We start from the raw sequence: 17,590 nt of genomic DNA on the forward strand, positions 1-17,590 counted from the left end.
CTGACTCCTTGTCATTGATTCAAAAAATAAAAGTAAACCGCTATTCCTAAGACCACCACTGGAGCAAAAGGCATTCTAAACCTTTTGTCCGCTTCTATTTTATATGAGCCTCCTACTTTAGCTTCTGATACACCGTACAGAGCAAGTAAAGAGTATTTATTCAACGTTTCCTTACCACTATCAGGGGTCTGCGCTAATCTTTGCAACGCATAAAACAAACCAACCACAACACTTAAAATCGCAATCCAGAAAACGGCTTGGTAAATATGGGATGTCCCTAACCAAAACCCAACAACCCCTAAAAGTTTGACATCACCGGCTGCCATGACTTTTAAAAAGTAAAGAACTAAGGCGCATACAAAGCAAGTTAATCCAGCGATAAATGACCAGAATAAAAGGGAAAAGTCTTGCAGAAAAAACGTTTTGTCAAAAAAAGCCAACGCCAAAATCATTAACAACCCAATATTAGGGATTCTATGCTCTTTTGCATCAGTAACGGCAACAGAAAATAATACTATCCAAATGAGTAAATCCATTTACCGCTCCTTAGACTGCTTCTACTACGTATTAACTAAATAGAGTCGCAAATTCAGCAGTAAGTATGTCCCTAAATGCCGCAAATAAACCAGCAAAACCAACAACAAGCAAGCCTGCACCAACCACGTATTCGACAACCGTTAACCCTTCTTCATCTGCTAAGAAAGTGTGTATTTTCCCCATAATACCGACCTCATAACTGGCAAAAAAAACCCCCCATGACGAATACGCCATGGGGTCGTTCATCTTTTTATTGAAAAAAAGATGGTATTTAGGAAGAGGAGAAAACGGAACCCAGTTGTGTCTGTAGTGTACTGCTGAAGGTTGTAAATATACCTGTTAGCCCTGCTACTAGCAGGCCAGCACCAACTACATACTCAACTACAGTTAACCCTTCTTCATCCTTAAGAAATTCTTTAACGTTAGTCAAAACCTTGTTCATATTCAGTCTCCTTCTGAAAGTATGTTAAGCTATTGCGCTTATCTACAATTTAGTTTTCAAACCAAATAGTGGTTAGGATTTTTTTAACCAAGTTTGGTACTTTCTTGTCATGTCATTCATTTAAACAAATAAACTTATCTGCACAAAAACACAACTTACCTCATAGTCTAGAATATTAAACCCAAACATCACTGATTTATAAAATATTTTATTCCACTGTTTTTATTATAAAAAAAGCCATCACAGTAAGTAATACATGTGTTTTTTCCTTTATTTTTTATTTTTTATCAGTTTTGAAACTTGACAATGTTAATAAAAAACAAAAAAGACATAAGTCACAAGTTAAATCTGAATTAATAGTCCTAATACCAACAAAGAGTTGTGATTAATGTATCTAAAACTCAAGAATCAACAATAAAGTTATGGTTGAGATTGCCACTCTCTAACCTACCCTTAATGTTAGTAAGTACAAAGGTTTAGTGGGGAACTTAGGTCTGTGGACATATTGCATAAAGCATATTGGCTTGGCCAATCAATAAGTTATGTTAAAAAAGATACTGTTAGGGATTTAGAAGAGTATTTTAATTTACTTGATTTCGGCTATGATGTTTCTGTACTAAGCGAGTCTGATACCCATTTTTGCTTTTTCTTTTACGAGAAAAACTTTGATTCATTATTTCTAACCGCGTCTAAAATATGTCAGAATCTAAACAAACATATCATCTTAATATACAAAGATAATCTATGCCTTGAGGTTGAGAAACTTGATATAGTACTTTCTACTTTAAACCTAAATGAAAATACCACGAAAGAGTGGGCCGAAGAACTAAGCAAAAAGATTTACTGTCAATTCAATAACCACCACGAAGTATTAGAAACATATAAGGCACCTGAATTAATTGAACAAAAAGTTATAAACAAAGATTTGGTTGAAATACTGAGGTATATAGACAACAATTTATCACGTAAAATTCGTGAACAAGACATTGCCGAATACTGCCATTATTCAGTGACCTACTTTTCAAGATTTTTTCATCAAACTATCGGTGTTTGCTTTCGAGACTACTTAACCTTCCAAAGAATCAACCTTGCTAAACAGCTACTAAGTGAAAAAAAGGAGAAAATTTCTTTTATTGCATTTCAATGCGGATACAATGACGTTTCTTACTTCTCAAGAATATTCAAAAAGAAAACAGGATTGAGCCCAGCCATCTATAGACAACTGCATTAGTTTTCACACTCTGGTCACAAGTTTTTCTACTAAGGTTTCCAGCTTTATTACCCTCCATGCTAGAGTTAACACGCTGTTAACAATAACAATATAATAACTTTGCTAATAACATGGAGTTAGAAAATGATTCAGCCTAACGAGTTACGCAAAAGTACTTGTACTATTCCACCACCTAATGAAATGATCCTTCGTTGGGCAGAGGAACGCCCTAATGAAGTTTACCTTAAACAGATTATCAATCGTCAGTTCGTTGAATTCACCTATGCCGAAGTCGCTGACAAAGCTTTAAAACTGGTCTCTGCTTTACAATCACTCGGCTTAAAACCCCGTGATAAAATTGCTCTGGTATCAAAAAATTGTGCTGAGTGGTTTATCTGTGACTTAGCTATGATGCTCGGCGACTTTATCAGTGTACCAATCTTCCCAACCGCTGGAGCGGAAACGATAGAATACTGTATCAATCATAGTGAAAGTAAAGCTCTTATTGGTGGTAAACTTGATAATACATCTGCAACGCAGCAAGTTTTAGATAGCATGCCAAATTTGATCAGCCTCTCTCTACCATACGATACTGCACCTAATTGCCAGCATGAATATGAGACTCTAGTAGACAATATTCAGCCAAGTACCTATCGCCCCGAGCATGATGACGATAAACTAATGTCGCTTGTATACACCTCTGGTACATCTGGCTTACCCAAAGGTGCCATGTTAACTTATGGTGCATATAACTGGTCAGTACAACAATTGATCAACCATATAGGCATAGAACCTAATGACCGCCTGTTTTCTTATCTTCCACTGGCTCATATTACAGAAAGAGTCTACATATTCGGATGCTCTATTGTGGGTGGAGTACCTACAGCATTTCCAGAATCACTCGATACCTTTATCGAAGATGTGAAAATGCACCGACCAACACTCTTTATCTCTGTCCCTCGACTTTGGACCGTTTTTCAGCAAAGAATTCAAGATAAACTACCACAGAAAAAACTGAATATTCTGCTCAAAATACCCTTTGTAAATTCTCTGATTAAAAAGAAACTTGCTGATGGACTTGGCCTAGATAAAGCACGTGTTTTGGGGTGTGGCTCGGCACCTGTATCACCAGCTCTTCTCAACTGGTACCACAGTATCGGGCTTAATATTACCGAAGCTTGGGGAATGACCGAATCATTTGCTTATAGCACAATCAATTACCCATTTCGCGCAGACAAAATAGGCACTGTTGGTAATGCCGGACCCGGCATTAAACTAAAAATTGCAGACGATGATGAAATATTGGTGAGTGGTGAAGGTCTATTTTCCGGTTACTATAAAAATGATATTGCGACTCAAGAATCCTTCAACTCCACTGGCTGGTTACATACAGGCGATATAGGTTCAATTGATAGTGAAGGCTATCTAACAATCCAAGGCCGTAAAAAAGACACCTTTAAAACGGCTAAAGGAAAGTTTGTTGCGCCCGTACCAATTGAGAAAAAACTATTCGAATATAGCCGAGTTGAAATGATGTGTTTGATAGGACTTGGGTTGCCCTCACCAATACTATTAGTTGTTCCACATGACTTCCCTAACTTCGATAGGAGTCGTTACGAGAAAACAACCAACAAAGTCATTGCAAAAATGAACGAATCTTTGGAGTCACACGAACAAATCAAAGGTGTTTTGATGATTAAAGATCCTTGGAGTATTGAAAATGGCATTCTGACACCAACCTTGAAAATAAAGCGTCATATTCTCGAACAAAAATATCATGATGTTGGACAAAATTGGCCAAAAGGCCAGCTTGTGGTTTGGGAGTAATAGGCCCTGGCAATCTTTTCACTTCAATCATGATTTTTGTTTATCCATGGCAAAAGGATAGCGGATGCTATCCTTTTTCTTTTTCGATACAAGTGATTATCATAATCAAAACAATAATTAGGGATTGGCTATGGATGTTCGCCTACATCACTTATCGGGTCTGCGTTATTTTGAGGTCGCGGCTAGACTAAAAAGTTACAGCCGCGCTGCTGAGGAGTTATTTGTCAGTCAAGCTGCTGTCAGTCAAAAAATTCGCCAACTTGAAGATGTATTAGGCTGCAAGCTTTTTATGCGAGATGGGCGAGAAATGCGCCTAACAGAACACGGTAAAATATTGTCTAAATACGTCTCTCAAGGCTTTGAGAGTATTGTAACTGGACTAAATCAAATCCAAAGTGAACCCGTAGAGGGTCTACTCTGTGTCAGCTCAACACCTTCGTTTGCTTCTCGCTGGCTACTGCCTAGGCTGTGGAAGTTTTCTACCCAATACCCAAACATTCCGATACGTATTATCACTAGTTGTAACGCCCCTAAAATTAAACAAGGAGATGCCGATCTTGCTATTTGGCAAGGTGATGAAATTGATATCAATAGAAATCAAACATTACATAAACAATTTCTATTTGAGGAAACAATTTACCCTTTCTGTTCGCCTAATTTTACCAAAGCAATCACTTTAACTTCTCCTAAACAATTACTTAACACTCTGCTCATTCATTATGAATCTGGTGGCTATCCATGGCAAACTTGGTTTGCTCAAGCAGGTGTCACCATGAATAAAGAGTCGGTTCAGTGGATGGAGGTTGCAACCTTTGATCACGCTATGAATGCAGTAATGGCTGGCCATGGCGCATGCTTGGCATCAGATTCTTTAGCTAATGACTATGTTGAAAGAGGTTTACTTACCAAGCCATTTGATATTGGCATAAATCCTGGGATACAGTTCAATTTATTTTATGATAATGACTCACCCCGTCAGCAACGAATTACCGTATTCTCAGAATGGTTACGCAGTGAAATTGCAGAATAGCTAATCAATGAATAATTTCATTTACTTACTCATTGATTGGCCAGATAAATACACTTATCTCATCATATTGTATTAATTACTTATAAAAAGAAAACCCCTGAAGTTTCACTTCAGGGGTTTATTAAACGACTTGGCTAAAGTAATAATTACTTCTTAGCGTCACGCTCTTTAACTTCTGCGATAACTTGCTCAGCAACGTTCATTGGGCAAGGTGCATAGTGTGCAAATTCCATAGAGAACTGACCACGACCAGAAGTAATAGTACGTAGGTGACCAATGTAACCAAACATTTCTGATAGAGGTACATCTGCTTTAATGCGAACACCTGTAGTACCAGCTTGTTGATCTTTGATCATACCACGACGACGGTTAAGGTCACCAATTACATCACCAACATTGTCTTCTGGAGTAAATACGTCAACGTTCATAATCGGCTCTAGAAGCTGCGCTCCTGCTTTTGGCATAGACTGACGGAATGCACCTTTAGCTGCAATTTCGTAAGCGATAGCCGAAGAGTCAACTGCGTGGAAACCACCATCGTATAGTTCAACTTCAACATCTAGCGTTGGGAATCCAGCAAGAACACCATGATCCATCATGCTGCCGAAGCCTTTTTCGACTGCAGGCCAAAATTCTTTAGGTACGTTACCACCAACAACCTTTGAAGAGAACGTGAAACCAGAGTTTGGCTCACCAGGCTTGATGCGGTAGTCGATTTTCGCGAACTGACCAGAACCACCAGACTGCTTCTTGTGCGTGTAGCTATCTTCAACAGGTTGAGTAATTGTTTCACGGTATGCTACCTGAGGAGCTCCCACTTCTAGCTCAACACCATAAGTACGCTTAAGGATATCTACCTTGATGTCTAAGTGAAGTTCACCCATACCTTTTAAGATAGTCTCACCTGAATCTTCATCAGTCTCAACTTGGAATGATGGATCTTCTGCAACCATTTTACCGATAGCAATACTCATTTTCTCAGTAGAACCTTTATCTTTAGGTGCTACAGCGATAGAGATTACAGGTTCAGGGAAGATCATAGCTTCAAGAGTACATTCATGCTTAGGATCACATAAAGTGTGACCTGTTTGAACGTTCTTCATTCCCACAACCGCAATGATGTCACCAGCTTGCGCTTCAGTAAGCTCGTTACGCTCATCTGCTTGCATCTCACACATACGACCGATACGTTCAGTCTTACCAGTTGCAGAGTTAAGGATAGTATCACCCTTCTTCAAGCGACCTGAGTATATGCGGATAAAGGTTAGAGCACCAAAGCGGTCATCCATAATTTTGAATGCTAGCGCTTTTAGTGGCTCGTCTGAAGATACTGTCGCAACTTCACCAGTAGGCTCACCTGTGTCTGGATCAGTTAACGGCTGAGGATCAACTTCAGTTGGTGCAGGTAGGTAATCTACTACTGCATCTAGAACTAGCTGAACACCCTTGTTCTTAAATGCAGAACCACAGAATGTTGGGAAGAAGGCTAGATCGCGAGTACCTTTACGGATACACGTTTTTAACTGCTCGAGAGAAGGCTCTTCACCTTCCATATAAGCTTCCATTAGGTCGTCGTCTTGCTCTACAACCGTTTCAACTAGCTCTTCACGGTACTGTTCTACGTCATCAAGCATATCCGCAGGGATATCTTGAACTTCATAGTTTTCAGGAAGACCAGTGTCATCCCATACATATGCTTTACGGGTTAATATGTCTACAACACCAACGAAGTCATCTTCACGGCCGATAGGCAGAGTCATTACTAGTGGGTTAGCGCCAAGAACATTTTTTACTTGGTCAACAACGCGTAAGAAGTCTGCACCAATACGATCTAGTTTGTTGACGAAAATCAAACGAGATACTTCTGAATCATTCGCGTAGCGCCAGTTAGTCTCTGACTGAGGCTCAACACCACCAGAACCACAGAATACACCGATACCACCGTCAAGAACTTTAAGTGAACGATATACTTCAACTGTAAAGTCAACGTGTCCCGGAGTATCAATGACGTTTAGGCGGTGGCCTTTCCACTCACAAGTTACGGCAGCAGACTGAATAGTGATTCCACGCTCAGCTTCCTGTTCCATGAAGTCGGTAGTAGACTCACCGTCGTGTACTTCACCAGTTTTGTGGATTTTACCAGTAAGCTTAAGGATACGCTCAGTGGTGGTAGTTTTACCCGCATCAACGTGCGCGAAAATACCAATGTTTCTGTACTTTGATAGATCTGCCATTGTCTTACTCTGTTAATAAGGTATAAATTGCGCGCAGAGTATATCATAATCTGTCAAGACTGATAGCTTTGCGTGCTTATGTGAATGAAAAAACTTATCTCACTAAAGTTAGCTTACCATAAGCAAAGTCTTTACCAGACAGTAAATGTCAGACCTCATTATTTTTCAATTAGTTAGAATAATATTTAACTCAAACTTGATATCTTCGAAATAACAAATATCAAAGTCGTTATCCGGCCACCAATCTAATTACATGATTTTATCATAATCAATAATGTGTATCTTAAAAACTTAATGGCTAGCGAACCTAGGTATCAATCGGATAAAGCGATTTAATGGATAAGAAAAGCAATCTAATAAAAAGTGCTATCGATATAGACAGCACTTAATTATGTATAAAAGCGAATCAACCGCGTGGGCAAATTTCAGCAGCTGGAAAGAAAAATTCAATTTCTCTAGCAGCGGATTCAGAACTATCAGAGCCATGTACCGAATTAAGGCGCATGTTCAAAGCATAATCCGCACGAATCGTACCACACGCAGCCTCTTCAGGGTTGGTTTTGCCCATAAGCTCACGGTAACGCGAAATTGCACTTTCACCTTCAAGCACCTGAACCATAATAGGCCCTGAAGTCATAAACTCCTTTAATGAAGGAAAAAATGGCTTACCTTCGTGCTCAGCGTAAAAACCACTTGCTTGCTCTTCTGTCAATCGCACCATCTTTGCTGCGATAATCTGAAGGCCTGCTTTCTCAATACGATTGTAAATTTCACCAATCAAATTGCGTTCTACTGCATCAGGCTTGATGATAGAAAATGTTCTTTCTAGAGCCATAGATATACCTTTTTATATTTTATTACTGTTAAGAAACGATTTATCGCCACTAAAATTACTGGTTGGCTTGCTGGATAAGTAAACCAGCTAAAGTGCGCACGCCAACTCCAGTTGCACCTGCAGCCCACATATTTGTTGAGGACTTGCAATACGTAGCTGCGCAGTCAAAGTGTAACCACCCTTTGTGATAATCTTCAACAAAATAAGATAAAAATGCAGCCGCTGTACTAGCGCCAGGTGAGAAATCACCACTGCTGATATTGGATAAATCAGCAAAGTTTGACGGTAGCATATCTCGGTGATGACTGGCCAGTGGAAGTGACCACAGCCCTTCTTTTTCTTCTTTAGCGGCAGATAAAGCCTGCTGAGAAAGTGACTCATCAAAACTCATAAGAGCGTGGTAATCATTACCTAATGCATTTTTTGCAGCGCCTGTTAAAGTGGCACAATCAATGATCAGCTGAGGCTTTTGTTCGCTTGCGTATATCAAACCATCAGCCAACACCAAACGCCCTTCAGCATCAGTATTCATTATCTCAACTGTTTTACCATTTTTGTAAGTGATAATGTCACCTAACTTTAATGCCCTACCAGAAATCATGTTCTCAGCACAGCAGAGAATCAATTTTACTCGCTTGTTAAGACCACGCATAATAGCAAGGGCTAAACCACCCGTAATAGTAGCAGAGCCTCCCATATCGGCTTTCATCGACGTCATAGAATTAGACGGTTTAATACTATAACCACCAGAATCAAAGGTTATCCCTTTACCCACTAGACAAGCCCATATTGGTGCATTTTCGTCCCCAGTCGGATTGTAATCAAGCTGCAGCATTGCAGATGTTCTCTCTGAACCACGCCCTACAGCGTAAACACCTTCCCAGCCTTCATCCAATAGATCTTTATCTTTTACAATACGGATTTTAACTGTGCCTTTTGGTGCAACTGACTTGATAAATTCAGCAGCCATTGTCGCAAGTTGCCTTGGCGCAACCTCCTCAGCAGGCTTGTTAATAATATCACGCGTAAATTCGGTTGATTTAATACGAGCGTCAAGTTCTGCCTGCGCGGCATCGACAAGCTCAGGTAAAATCAAAGTATTCTTTTTCTTTGGAGTACGATAACCCTGATGAAACGCCCAAACACTTTCTAGATCCCAACCCGCGCCTTCTAGTGAAATAGAGGATATTCCTTGAGAATCTAGCTTTCGTGCAGCCCGTTGGACAATATCTAACTCATTGTCTTGACTCAAGTGAATCGTCGCACGCTGCTCAGAGAAAGAAAGAATGGCTTTTTCTCCCCAATAGGCTGGTGCTAATTCTGTACTCAAAAATACTGACATCTGTGCAGACATGGTTTCTCCTTGTCTTTATTACTGGCGTACTCTACGCCCTTTTCACTCAACTTACAGATGTTAGCATCTTGGCAGGTAAAAATATCAATTCGATAAAAAAACGGGCGATTGGACCCGTTATTTAAAATAAGAATTGTTAACTGAGAAGGATTTTACAGCCTCAACTAATCCATTTCATCCATCCAGCATAAAATCACAGCTTCAAGGATTTTTTCATTTGAGCGATTAGGTTCATCATCAAACTCTTCCAGTTCAGTGATCCATTTATGCAAATCAGTAAAACGTACTGTTTTAGGGTCAAGATCTGGAAACTTATCACACAGCTCTATCGCAATATCACGCGAATCTGTCCATTTCATTACTCAACTTCCTTCTAATCAAGATTAGTCATTGTCACCACAAATGTACTTATGGTCTAGTGATCTTCTGAAGCATGGTTCAATGTATACTTAGGAATTTCAACCACTAAGTCTTCATTGGTAACCCTAGCTTGGCAGCCTAAACGAGACTCTGGCTCGAGGCCCCAAGCTTTATCTAACATATCATCTTCAAGTTCATCACTCTCATCTAGAGAGTCAAAACCCTCACGAACCACGATATGGCATGTTGTACAAGCACAAGATTTTTCACAAGCATGCTCAATGCCAATACCATTTTTAAGCGCGACATCAAGTACCGTGTCACCCGCACTTGCTTCCAAAACTGCTCCATCTGGGCATAAATCTTCATGCGGTAATACAATAATCTTAGGCATAATAATTGTTTCTCTTAAATATCATCTACTGATTGACCTGACAGTGCAGCTCGAATCGACTTATCCATACGGCGCGACGCAAAATCTTGACTCGCCTTATCAGTATTCTTAATTCCTTGCTCGATGGCATCTGCATCATCACCATTACGCAACTCAATCAATGACTCAATCGCATTAACTAAGGTATCTCGTTCCAGATCAGACAAGAGTTCATCACCATCTGCTTGCATTGCCACCACTAAACCTTCAATGACTCTATCAGCTTCAACTCGTTGTTCAGCAAGTGCTCGTGCCAACATATCTTCTTTAGCATAAGTCATCGAATCACGGAGCATATTCGCCACTTCATCATCACTTAAACCGTAAGACGGCTTAACTTGAATTTCTGACTGAACTTTCGTGCTTTTCTCCATCGCATTAACGGATAATAATCCATCAGCATCCACTTGGTAAGTCACTCTTATATGTGCAGCTCCGGCAGCCATTGGTGGAATACCTTTAAGTGAGAAGCGTGCTAAAGAACGACAGTCATCGACTATTTCTCGTTCACCTTGCACGACATGGACACTCATTGCCGTCTGACCATCTTTGAAAGTGGTAAACTCTTGAGCTCGAGCAACTGGGATTGTGGTATTACGTGGAATAATTTTCTCGACCAAGCCACCCATGGTTTCTATCCCAAGCGAAAGAGGAATAACATCCAACAGTAGCATATCAGAATCAGGTTTATTACCAACCAAGATATCCGCTTGAATTCCAGCTCCGATGGCAACAACTTCGTCAGGGTTGATACTCGTTAAAGGTGTACGGCCAAAAAACTCACCCACCATTTCACGTACCAGCAGAGTACGTGTAGAGCCTCCAACCATGACAACGTCGAGAATATCTTCTATATCAACTTGAGCATCTTTCAAAGCTCGTCGACAAGACAGCAACGTTTTTTTAACTAAAGGACGTATTAAAGATTCAAATTCAGTTCTTGAAATACTCCCCGTCCAATCGTAAAGATCAACATCAACGTTGTCTTGCTCTGAAAATGCAATCTTGGTCTCTGCAGCTAAGTTCAAAATCATTCTGCGCTGCTCAGCAGAGAGCGGAAGTTTAATTCCAGCCTTCTCGATTAGATATTCAGCCAAAAGATGATCAAAATCATCACCACCTAAAGCTGAATCTCCGCCTGTTGCCAGTACTTCAAAGACACCTTTGGACAAACGCAGGATAGACACATCAAAAGTGCCTCCACCAAGATCATAAACAGCAATAATTCCTTCTTGACCAGAATCCAGACCATAAGCAATAGCTGCTGCTGTCGGTTCATTTAACAAACGAAGTACATTTAGTCCAGCTAACTTAGCCGCATCTTTAGTACCAGCACGCTGAGCATCATCAAAATAGGCAGGTACTGTTATCACCACTCCTGATAAATCACCGCCTAATGTTTGTTGAGCGCGCTGCGCTAGCGATTTTAAAATATCAGCCGATACCTGGATCGGGTTTTTATCACCTGAGGCTGTCTGAAACACAGGTAAACCATTGTCACTTTCTTTGAAATGATACGGCAAATCAGGGTAACGAACTTGAATATCTTGTAATGAGCGGCCTAGCAGACGTTTAACCGAAATGATGGTATTTTCTGGATCCAATTCGGCCAGTTGTTTGGCGTCATGACCAATAGAAGGCTGAGCTTGAGCATAATTAACGACAGAAGGCAGGAGACTACGCCCTTGTTCATCTTTTAACGTCGAAGCATTGCCACTACGAATAGCAGCAACCAAAGAATTGGTCGTACCTAGATCAATACCCGCCGCAAGCTTATGTTCATGAGGAGCAGAACTTTGCCCCGGTTCTGCGATTTGAAGTAATGCCATGGTTGATCCTTATTCTTAACTAGCCGAGGAGCTTATCTTCCACTAGTTCAATTTCATTTTTCAGTTTGGAAACAAATTTTAGTTTGCGCACAGTCTCCGCAGCTTGAACCCATTGGCCTGCATTCAATTCAAGTTCAACTGATTGAAGATATCGTTTGTACATTTTGCTTACTTTACTATCAAAATCAAACAGTGCGGCCTCAGAGTCAACTTGAGATGGGATATCTTCAAGCTCCTCTCTCAGCTCCATTTGTTCAATCAAGAACATTGGATCACTCATCGTTTGCTGTTCATCACGGACATCCAATCCATTTTCCGCCAGTATGTATTCAGAACGGGAGAGAGGATTTTTAAGCACATGATAAGCATCATTAATTTGTGATGCCTTTTGCACAGCCAGCAAACGGTCGCGCTCTGATGATGCAGCAAAGTTATCGGGATGAAAGCGCTTTTGCAATTCACGGAACTGTGAAGAAAGAAGGCTACCATCCAGCTGAAACTGACTTGGTAGCCCGAATAATTTGAAGTAATTCATTAAGAAATCGGTCCTTAGATAAAACAGGGCCAGTCGGCACTTATCGCTTATACGTTGAAGCTTTCGCCACAACCACATTCGCTTTTCGCATTAGGGTTGTTAAACTCAAAACCTTCATTTAGCCCTTCCTTAATGTAGTCGAGCTCAGTACCATCCAAATAGACTAAGCTTTTTTTGTCGATAATAACTTTAACACCTTGGAAATCAAACACTTCATCTCCTTCATTAAGCTCATCGACAAACTCAAGTACATAAGCCATGCCAGAACAACCTGTCGTTTTCACACCCAGACGTAAACCGACACCTTTACCTCGGCTTTCTAAGAATGTTCTAACGCGACTTGCTGCCGTTTCTGTCATTGTAATGGCCATACTGCACCTTAATCTCTTTGTTAACAAATGGAATGGGAGCAATCAGCTCCCATCATATAGGAATGACCTATTATTGGTGTTTTTTCTTGTAGTCCGCAACGGCTGCTTTGATTGCATCTTCAGCGAGAATTGAACAATGAACTTTCACAGGAGGCAGCTCAAGCTCTTCCGCAATCTCAGCATTTTTAATCTCTGCAGCTTCATCTATGCTTTTGCCTTTAACCCACTCAGTAACCAGTGAACTTGATGCAATCGCACTGCCACAGCCATAGGTTTTGAATTTTGCATCTTCAATAATACCTTCTGAAGTCACTTTAATTTGCAACTTCATCACGTCACCACAAGCCGGAGCACCCACCATACCACTACCGATATTAGGATCTTCTTTATCAAATGAACCCACATTTCTTGGGTTCTCGTAGTGATCAATTACTTTTTCGCTATATGCCATAATTTTTTACCTCGAATCCTCTATATCTATCACTGAAGCGTAATTTAACAAGTTAGTGGTGTGCCCACTCAACTGTACTTAAATCCACTCCTTCCTTGTACATATCCCATAGAGGAGACATGTCGCGTAGCTTAGTCACCGCTACTCTGATTTGCTCTATTGCGTAATCAACTTCTGCTTCTGTTGTAAAACGCCCAAATGAGAATCTAACTGAACTATGTGCAAGTTCATCATTTAGCCCTAAAGCACGCAGTACATATGAAGGCTCAAGACTTGCGGAGGTACAAGCACTGCCTGAAGACACTGCAAGATCTTTCAGTGACATCAATAAAGATTCACCTTCAACGAAAGCAAAACTAATGTTTAGGTTGTGAGGTACGCGCTGTTCAAGTGAACCATTAACCGTTACAGCCTCAAGATCTTTTACACCATCAAACAAACGATTACGAAGCGCCAGTGCGTGTTCATAGTCTTTCTGCATATCTTCTTTCGCAATACGGAAAGCTTCACCCATACCAACAATTTGGTGGGTTGCTAAGGTACCTGAACGAAAACCACGCTCATGACCACCACCATGCATTTGAGCTTCTAAGCGAATACGTGGTTTACGACGAACATAAAGAGCACCAATACCTTTAGGGCCATAGGCTTTATGCGCAGATAAAGAAATTAAATCGATTTTCATCTCTTGCACATCAATGGCTAGCCTACCCGCGGACTGAGCGGCATCAATGTGAAAGACAATTTTACGACTACGACACAAATCACCAATCGCAGCCACATCTTGAACCACACCAATTTCATTGTTTACATGCATGATTGACACTAAAACGGTGTCTTCACGCATTGCTGCTTCAAGTTTTTTAATATCAACAATGCCATCAGTTTCAGGCTCTAGATAAGTAACCTCAAAACCTTCACGCTCCAGCTGGCGACAAGGATCAAGTACCGCTTTGTGTTCTGTTTTACAAGTGATGACATGCTTACCCTTTTTCGAATAAAAATGAGCAGCACCTTTAATGGCTAAGTTATCTGACTCAGTCGCACCCGATGTAAATACTATCTCACGAGGATCAGCGTTCAATAAATCCGCAATCTGTTCACGAGCAGTGTCTACTGCTTCTTCCGCCTGCCAGCCATATCTATGTGAGCGGGATGCTGGGTTACCAAACGTACCGTCCATAGTCATATACTGAACCATTTTTTCAGCTACCCGGGGGTCAACAGGGCATGTTGCTGAATAATCAAGATAAATAGGCAGTTTCATTTTCTACTCCAATGTAACAGGCAAACCGCTTAAGAGCGGAAATTTATACCGATGGGCGCGGTGTTAGAATTCTTTTTAGAAAACCCATGATTAGCCGCAAGATCTAAATCTTGGCGATCAGAAACTTCTAGGACATCGTTATCTGTCATCAACTCACCTAAGGTGATGTTGTTTAAAAAATCACTAATACGTGAACTCAGATCGTGCCACAATGTATGTGTTAGGCAACGAGTTCCACCTTGGCAATCACCTCTACCATGGCATTTAGTTGCGTCTACAGACTCATCAACTGCTGCAATGACAGTGCCTATTGCGATAGAATGAGCATCAGTTCCCAAGCGATAACCGCCCCCAGGACCGCGCACACTGGCAACCAAACCTGCTTTGCGTAATTTGGAAAAAAGTTGTTCTAAATAAGAAAGTGAGATGCCCTGACGTTCAGAAATATCCGCCAGAGGTACTGGAGTCTGTTGCGAGTGTAGAGCCACATCTAACATGGCCGTAACTGCATATCTTCCTTTAGATGTAAGTCTCATATAACACCATATCCACATCATTTATGTGCTATAAATTCTTTCATACCCGACTAAATTAGTCAAGTATTTAACCAAGCATTTCACTCAAGTATTAGTTCTAAAGATAAAGGAGGCAAGGATTAACGGTTTTTTTTCTCAATAGCAGTCAAAATACCACGCAGGATATTTAGCTCTTGTGCTTCTGGCCTCGCACGAATAAACAACCGGCGTAGCTTACTCATAACTTTACCAGGCTGATTTTGATGAATAAAATCAACATCTTTTGCGACTTTATCAAGATGAGTAAAAAACATTTCTAACTCTTTATGTCTGGGAAAGTCTGGAGCTTCATTTGGTTGGTATTGTTTCTTTTTCTGCTCCAAGTAGGCCATGCGAATTTCATAACTCAGTGTTTGCACTGCCATCGCGAGATTTAACGAACTATATTCGGGGTTGGCTGGGATACACACATGATAATCACAAGTTTGAAGCTCTTCATTAGTTAAACCTGTTCGTTCGCGGCCAAAAACTAATGCAGTTGGGGATGTTAAGGCTTGCTCGACAAATTTTTCACCACATTCACGAGGTTCAAGCATTGGCCATTCCAAAGTACGAGAGCGAGCACTAGAGCCCACAACAAGAGTACAGTCTGAGATGGCATCTGCTAAACAACGAACAATTGATACGTTTTGTAGTATGTCACTTGCTCCCGATGCCATCGCTATCGCTTGCTGATCCAATTCACATTGAGGCTCAACAAGTACTAAATTTGATAATCCCATCACCTTCATTGCTCGGGCGGTCGAACCAATATTTCCTGAATGTGAGGTCCCAACGAGTACTACTTTTACATTATTTAACATTGGTTTCTCCACAAGACAGTATTTTAGTCGCGCGATAGTAACATATACCAAGCTAAAAAGGGCCACGTCCTTTTGACTAATATTCATTAGAACAAAAATCACTCACTTCCATTTAGCCATTTATCTGCTATAATCTCGTCCGTTTTTGTTCTTTAACATCCGTTGGGAAATAAGTATGCATCCAATGCTTAATATTGCTATTCGTGCAGCACGAAAAGCAGGCAATCATATTGCTAAATCTTTAGAAAATGTAGAGAAAATCGAGTCCTTTCAAAAAGGCGCCAATGACTTTGTTACGAACGTAGACAAAGAAGCAGAATCAATAATTATTGACACAATTAAAGCTTCATACCCAGATCACACCATCATATGTGAAGAATCAGGCAGACTCACAGGTAAAGATGATGATGTTCAATGGGTTATCGACCCTCTGGATGGCACAACAAACTTTGTTAAAGGTTTCCCACACTTTTCAGTTTCTATCGCTGTACGCCTAAAAGGTAAAACGGAAGTTGCATGCGTCTATGATCCTATGCTAAATGAACTTTTCACCGCTCAACGTGGATCTGGAGCTCAACTCAACAACGCGCGTGTTCGTGTTAAGCAAGTTAAAGATCTTCAAGGAGCAGTATTAGCCACTGGCTTCCCATTTAAACAAAAACAACACTCAGAATCCTACTTTAAGATCATGTCTTCTCTATTTGTTGACTGTTCTGATTTCCGTCGAACTGGCTCTGCAGCGCTTGACTTATGTTACCTTGCTGCTGGTCGCGTCGATGGTTTCTTCGAATTAGGCCTTAAACCTTGGGATATTGCAGCAGGCGAACTCATCGCCCGTGAAGCTGGTGCTATTGTAACTGATTTCGCTGGTAGTACCGACTATATGAAGTCAGGTAATGTTGTAGCCTCAAGTGCTCGTGGTGTTAAGGGCATGCTTAAAAAAATCCGTGAAAACGGCAATAACGCACTGCTAAGATAATATAAAATCCCACATAAATTGAACATTCTAGCCCATTCTGTTGAGTGGGCTTTTTTGTATATTAAAAACAACATCAGTCTTAAGAACCTCGCTATCTATTTCGGCCTATAACTACCTTCAAACATGACTACCAATAACCTTAAAAATAGTCAGTCACTAAAAGTCATTTAATTTAAGCGATACTTTCGCATGCTACAAAGAAGCTCTGTCACAAAAACATCGTCAAATACATAAAAAGCCAGCCTAACCAGTTTGGAAACATCAATTTGAATTCGTTTATTTGTAGGTGATAGGATCGAACTCCCAACATGCGCCTCTTTGAAGAATAAGCTGAATCCGCTGCATGAAAAAGGCTCCAGTCTTTCGACTAGAGCCTTAAATATGGCAGGGGTGGAGAGATTCGAACTCCCAGCACGCGCATTCTTTGGGTATCAGTTGAATCCGCTAAGCTTGTGCTTTCAAATGAAAAAGGCTCCAGTCTTTCGACTAGAGCCTTAAAACTGACTCTTATACACATC

At 40.6% G+C, this 17,590-nt stretch carries 19 protein-coding genes; 4 read left to right on the forward strand and 15 right to left on the reverse strand.

The window, feature by feature from the left end; all coding sequences use genetic code 11:
• Positions 1–11: 11 nt before the first annotated feature.
• The 3 genes from KO511_RS17910 to KO511_RS17920 form a co-directional block, all read right to left on the reverse strand.
• Positions 12–536, reverse strand: a complete 525-nt coding sequence (locus KO511_RS17910) for an A24 family peptidase (RefSeq protein ID WP_215988769.1) — start codon at positions 534–536, stop codon at positions 12–14.
• A gap of 31 nt (positions 537–567) precedes the next feature.
• Positions 568–720: a Flp family type IVb pilin gene (locus tag KO511_RS17915; protein WP_436840231.1), complete on the reverse strand. Its 153-nt coding sequence runs from the start codon at positions 718–720 to the stop codon at positions 568–570.
• Positions 721–808: 88 nt separating this feature from the next.
• Positions 809–979, reverse strand: coding sequence for a Flp family type IVb pilin (locus KO511_RS17920; protein ID WP_215988770.1), 171 nt, complete (start codon positions 977–979; stop codon positions 809–811).
• 496 nt (positions 980–1,475) lie between these two features.
• Here KO511_RS17920 and KO511_RS17925 point away from each other — a divergent pair, with 496 nt between their 5' ends.
• The 3 genes from KO511_RS17925 (at position 1,476) to KO511_RS17935 (ending at position 5,046) form a co-directional block, all read left to right on the forward strand.
• A complete protein-coding gene (locus KO511_RS17925) occupies positions 1,476–2,210 on the forward strand; it encodes a helix-turn-helix domain-containing protein (protein ID WP_215988771.1) in 735 nt (244 codons plus the stop codon).
• A 123-nt stretch (positions 2,211–2,333) separates the two neighbouring features.
• Entirely contained in the window at positions 2,334–4,016 is a 1,683-nt protein-coding gene (locus KO511_RS17930) for an AMP-binding protein (RefSeq protein ID WP_215988772.1), read from the forward strand.
• A 130-nt stretch (positions 4,017–4,146) separates the two neighbouring features.
• Positions 4,147–5,046: a LysR substrate-binding domain-containing protein gene (locus KO511_RS17935; RefSeq protein ID WP_215988773.1), complete on the forward strand. Its 900-nt coding sequence runs from the start codon at positions 4,147–4,149 to the stop codon at positions 5,044–5,046.
• Between the two features lie 146 nt (positions 5,047–5,192).
• Here the strand turns inward: KO511_RS17935 and fusA are convergent, their stop codons facing one another.
• The 12 genes from fusA to trmJ form a co-directional block, all read right to left on the reverse strand.
• Positions 5,193–7,280 carry an elongation factor G gene (fusA, locus tag KO511_RS17940; protein ID WP_125322728.1) on the reverse strand — a complete coding sequence of 696 codons (2,088 nt, stop codon included), beginning with the start codon at positions 7,278–7,280 and terminating at the stop codon, positions 5,193–5,195.
• A 406-nt stretch (positions 7,281–7,686) separates the two neighbouring features.
• Complete coding sequence (ndk, locus tag KO511_RS17945; protein WP_125322727.1) at positions 7,687–8,115, reverse strand: nucleoside-diphosphate kinase; 429 nt, start codon at positions 8,113–8,115, stop codon at positions 7,687–7,689.
• A 55-nt stretch (positions 8,116–8,170) separates the two neighbouring features.
• A complete protein-coding gene (pepB, locus tag KO511_RS17950) occupies positions 8,171–9,469 on the reverse strand; it encodes an aminopeptidase PepB (protein WP_215988774.1) in 1,299 nt (432 codons plus the stop codon).
• Positions 9,470–9,633: 164 nt separating this feature from the next.
• Entirely contained in the window at positions 9,634–9,828 is a 195-nt protein-coding gene (gene iscX / locus KO511_RS17955; protein WP_215988775.1) for a Fe-S cluster assembly protein IscX, read from the reverse strand.
• Between the two features lie 56 nt (positions 9,829–9,884).
• Positions 9,885–10,223 (reverse strand): ISC system 2Fe-2S type ferredoxin, encoded by a 339-nt coding sequence (gene fdx, locus KO511_RS17960; protein ID WP_215988776.1) that lies wholly within the window; start codon positions 10,221–10,223, stop codon positions 9,885–9,887.
• A gap of 14 nt (positions 10,224–10,237) precedes the next feature.
• Positions 10,238–12,091 carry a Fe-S protein assembly chaperone HscA gene (gene hscA / locus KO511_RS17965; RefSeq protein WP_215988777.1) on the reverse strand — a complete coding sequence of 618 codons (1,854 nt, stop codon included), beginning with the start codon at positions 12,089–12,091 and terminating at the stop codon, positions 10,238–10,240.
• A gap of 19 nt (positions 12,092–12,110) precedes the next feature.
• Positions 12,111–12,626 carry a co-chaperone HscB gene (gene hscB / locus KO511_RS17970; RefSeq protein WP_215988778.1) on the reverse strand — a complete coding sequence of 172 codons (516 nt, stop codon included), beginning with the start codon at positions 12,624–12,626 and terminating at the stop codon, positions 12,111–12,113.
• A gap of 47 nt (positions 12,627–12,673) precedes the next feature.
• Positions 12,674–12,997 carry an iron-sulfur cluster assembly protein IscA gene (iscA, locus tag KO511_RS17975; RefSeq protein ID WP_215988779.1) on the reverse strand — a complete coding sequence of 108 codons (324 nt, stop codon included), beginning with the start codon at positions 12,995–12,997 and terminating at the stop codon, positions 12,674–12,676.
• A 70-nt stretch (positions 12,998–13,067) separates the two neighbouring features.
• Positions 13,068–13,448: a Fe-S cluster assembly scaffold IscU gene (iscU, locus tag KO511_RS17980; RefSeq protein ID WP_215988780.1), complete on the reverse strand. Its 381-nt coding sequence runs from the start codon at positions 13,446–13,448 to the stop codon at positions 13,068–13,070.
• A gap of 52 nt (positions 13,449–13,500) precedes the next feature.
• Positions 13,501–14,715, reverse strand: coding sequence for an IscS subfamily cysteine desulfurase (locus KO511_RS17985; RefSeq protein WP_215988781.1), 1,215 nt, complete (start codon positions 14,713–14,715; stop codon positions 13,501–13,503).
• Positions 14,716–14,744: 29 nt separating this feature from the next.
• Positions 14,745–15,251, reverse strand: a complete 507-nt coding sequence (gene iscR, locus KO511_RS17990; RefSeq protein ID WP_215988782.1) for a Fe-S cluster assembly transcriptional regulator IscR — start codon at positions 15,249–15,251, stop codon at positions 14,745–14,747.
• Positions 15,252–15,370: 119 nt separating this feature from the next.
• Entirely contained in the window at positions 15,371–16,093 is a 723-nt protein-coding gene (gene trmJ, locus KO511_RS17995) for a tRNA (cytosine(32)/uridine(32)-2'-O)-methyltransferase TrmJ (RefSeq protein ID WP_215988783.1), read from the reverse strand.
• A 175-nt stretch (positions 16,094–16,268) separates the two neighbouring features.
• Here trmJ and suhB point away from each other — a divergent pair, with 175 nt between their 5' ends.
• Positions 16,269–17,072, forward strand: coding sequence for an inositol-1-monophosphatase (gene suhB / locus KO511_RS18000; protein WP_215988784.1), 804 nt, complete (start codon positions 16,269–16,271; stop codon positions 17,070–17,072).
• The last annotated feature ends 518 nt before the right edge of the window (positions 17,073–17,590 follow it).

This window comes from Vibrio hepatarius (genome assembly GCF_018860525.1).
Classification (GTDB): Bacteria; Pseudomonadota; Gammaproteobacteria; order Enterobacterales; family Vibrionaceae; genus Vibrio; species Vibrio hepatarius_B.

Bases quoted from the DNA above. Each gene is read 5' to 3' on its own strand.
- KO511_RS17930 (WP_215988772.1), top strand. From the start codon at position 2,334: ATGATTCAGCCTAACGAGTTACGCAAAAGTACTTGTACTATTCCACCA.
- trmJ (WP_215988783.1), bottom strand. From the start codon at position 16,093: ATGTTAAATAATGTAAAAGTAGTACTCGTTGGGACCTCACATTCAGGA.
- iscU (WP_215988780.1), bottom strand. From the start codon at position 13,448: ATGGCATATAGCGAAAAAGTAATTGATCACTACGAGAACCCAAGAAAT.
- fusA (WP_125322728.1), bottom strand. From the start codon at position 7,280: ATGGCAGATCTATCAAAGTACAGAAACATTGGTATTTTCGCGCACGTT.
- hscB (WP_215988778.1), bottom strand. From the start codon at position 12,626: ATGAATTACTTCAAATTATTCGGGCTACCAAGTCAGTTTCAGCTGGAT.
- iscA (WP_215988779.1), bottom strand. From the start codon at position 12,997: ATGGCCATTACAATGACAGAAACGGCAGCAAGTCGCGTTAGAACATTC.
- KO511_RS17910 (WP_215988769.1), bottom strand. From the start codon at position 536: ATGGATTTACTCATTTGGATAGTATTATTTTCTGTTGCCGTTACTGAT.
- ndk (WP_125322727.1), bottom strand. From the start codon at position 8,115: ATGGCTCTAGAAAGAACATTTTCTATCATCAAGCCTGATGCAGTAGAA.
- iscX (WP_215988775.1), bottom strand. From the start codon at position 9,828: ATGAAATGGACAGATTCGCGTGATATTGCGATAGAGCTGTGTGATAAG.
- hscA (WP_215988777.1), bottom strand. From the start codon at position 12,091: ATGGCATTACTTCAAATCGCAGAACCGGGGCAAAGTTCTGCTCCTCAT.
- iscR (WP_215988782.1), bottom strand. From the start codon at position 15,251: ATGAGACTTACATCTAAAGGAAGATATGCAGTTACGGCCATGTTAGAT.
- fdx (WP_215988776.1), bottom strand. From the start codon at position 10,223: ATGCCTAAGATTATTGTATTACCGCATGAAGATTTATGCCCAGATGGA.
- suhB (WP_215988784.1), top strand. From the start codon at position 16,269: ATGCATCCAATGCTTAATATTGCTATTCGTGCAGCACGAAAAGCAGGC.
- KO511_RS17935 (WP_215988773.1), top strand. From the start codon at position 4,147: ATGGATGTTCGCCTACATCACTTATCGGGTCTGCGTTATTTTGAGGTC.
- KO511_RS17915 (WP_436840231.1), bottom strand. From the start codon at position 720: ATGGGGAAAATACACACTTTCTTAGCAGATGAAGAAGGGTTAACGGTT.
- pepB (WP_215988774.1), bottom strand. From the start codon at position 9,469: ATGTCTGCACAGATGTCAGTATTTTTGAGTACAGAATTAGCACCAGCC.
- KO511_RS17920 (WP_215988770.1), bottom strand. From the start codon at position 979: ATGAACAAGGTTTTGACTAACGTTAAAGAATTTCTTAAGGATGAAGAA.
- KO511_RS17985 (WP_215988781.1), bottom strand. From the start codon at position 14,715: ATGAAACTGCCTATTTATCTTGATTATTCAGCAACATGCCCTGTTGAC.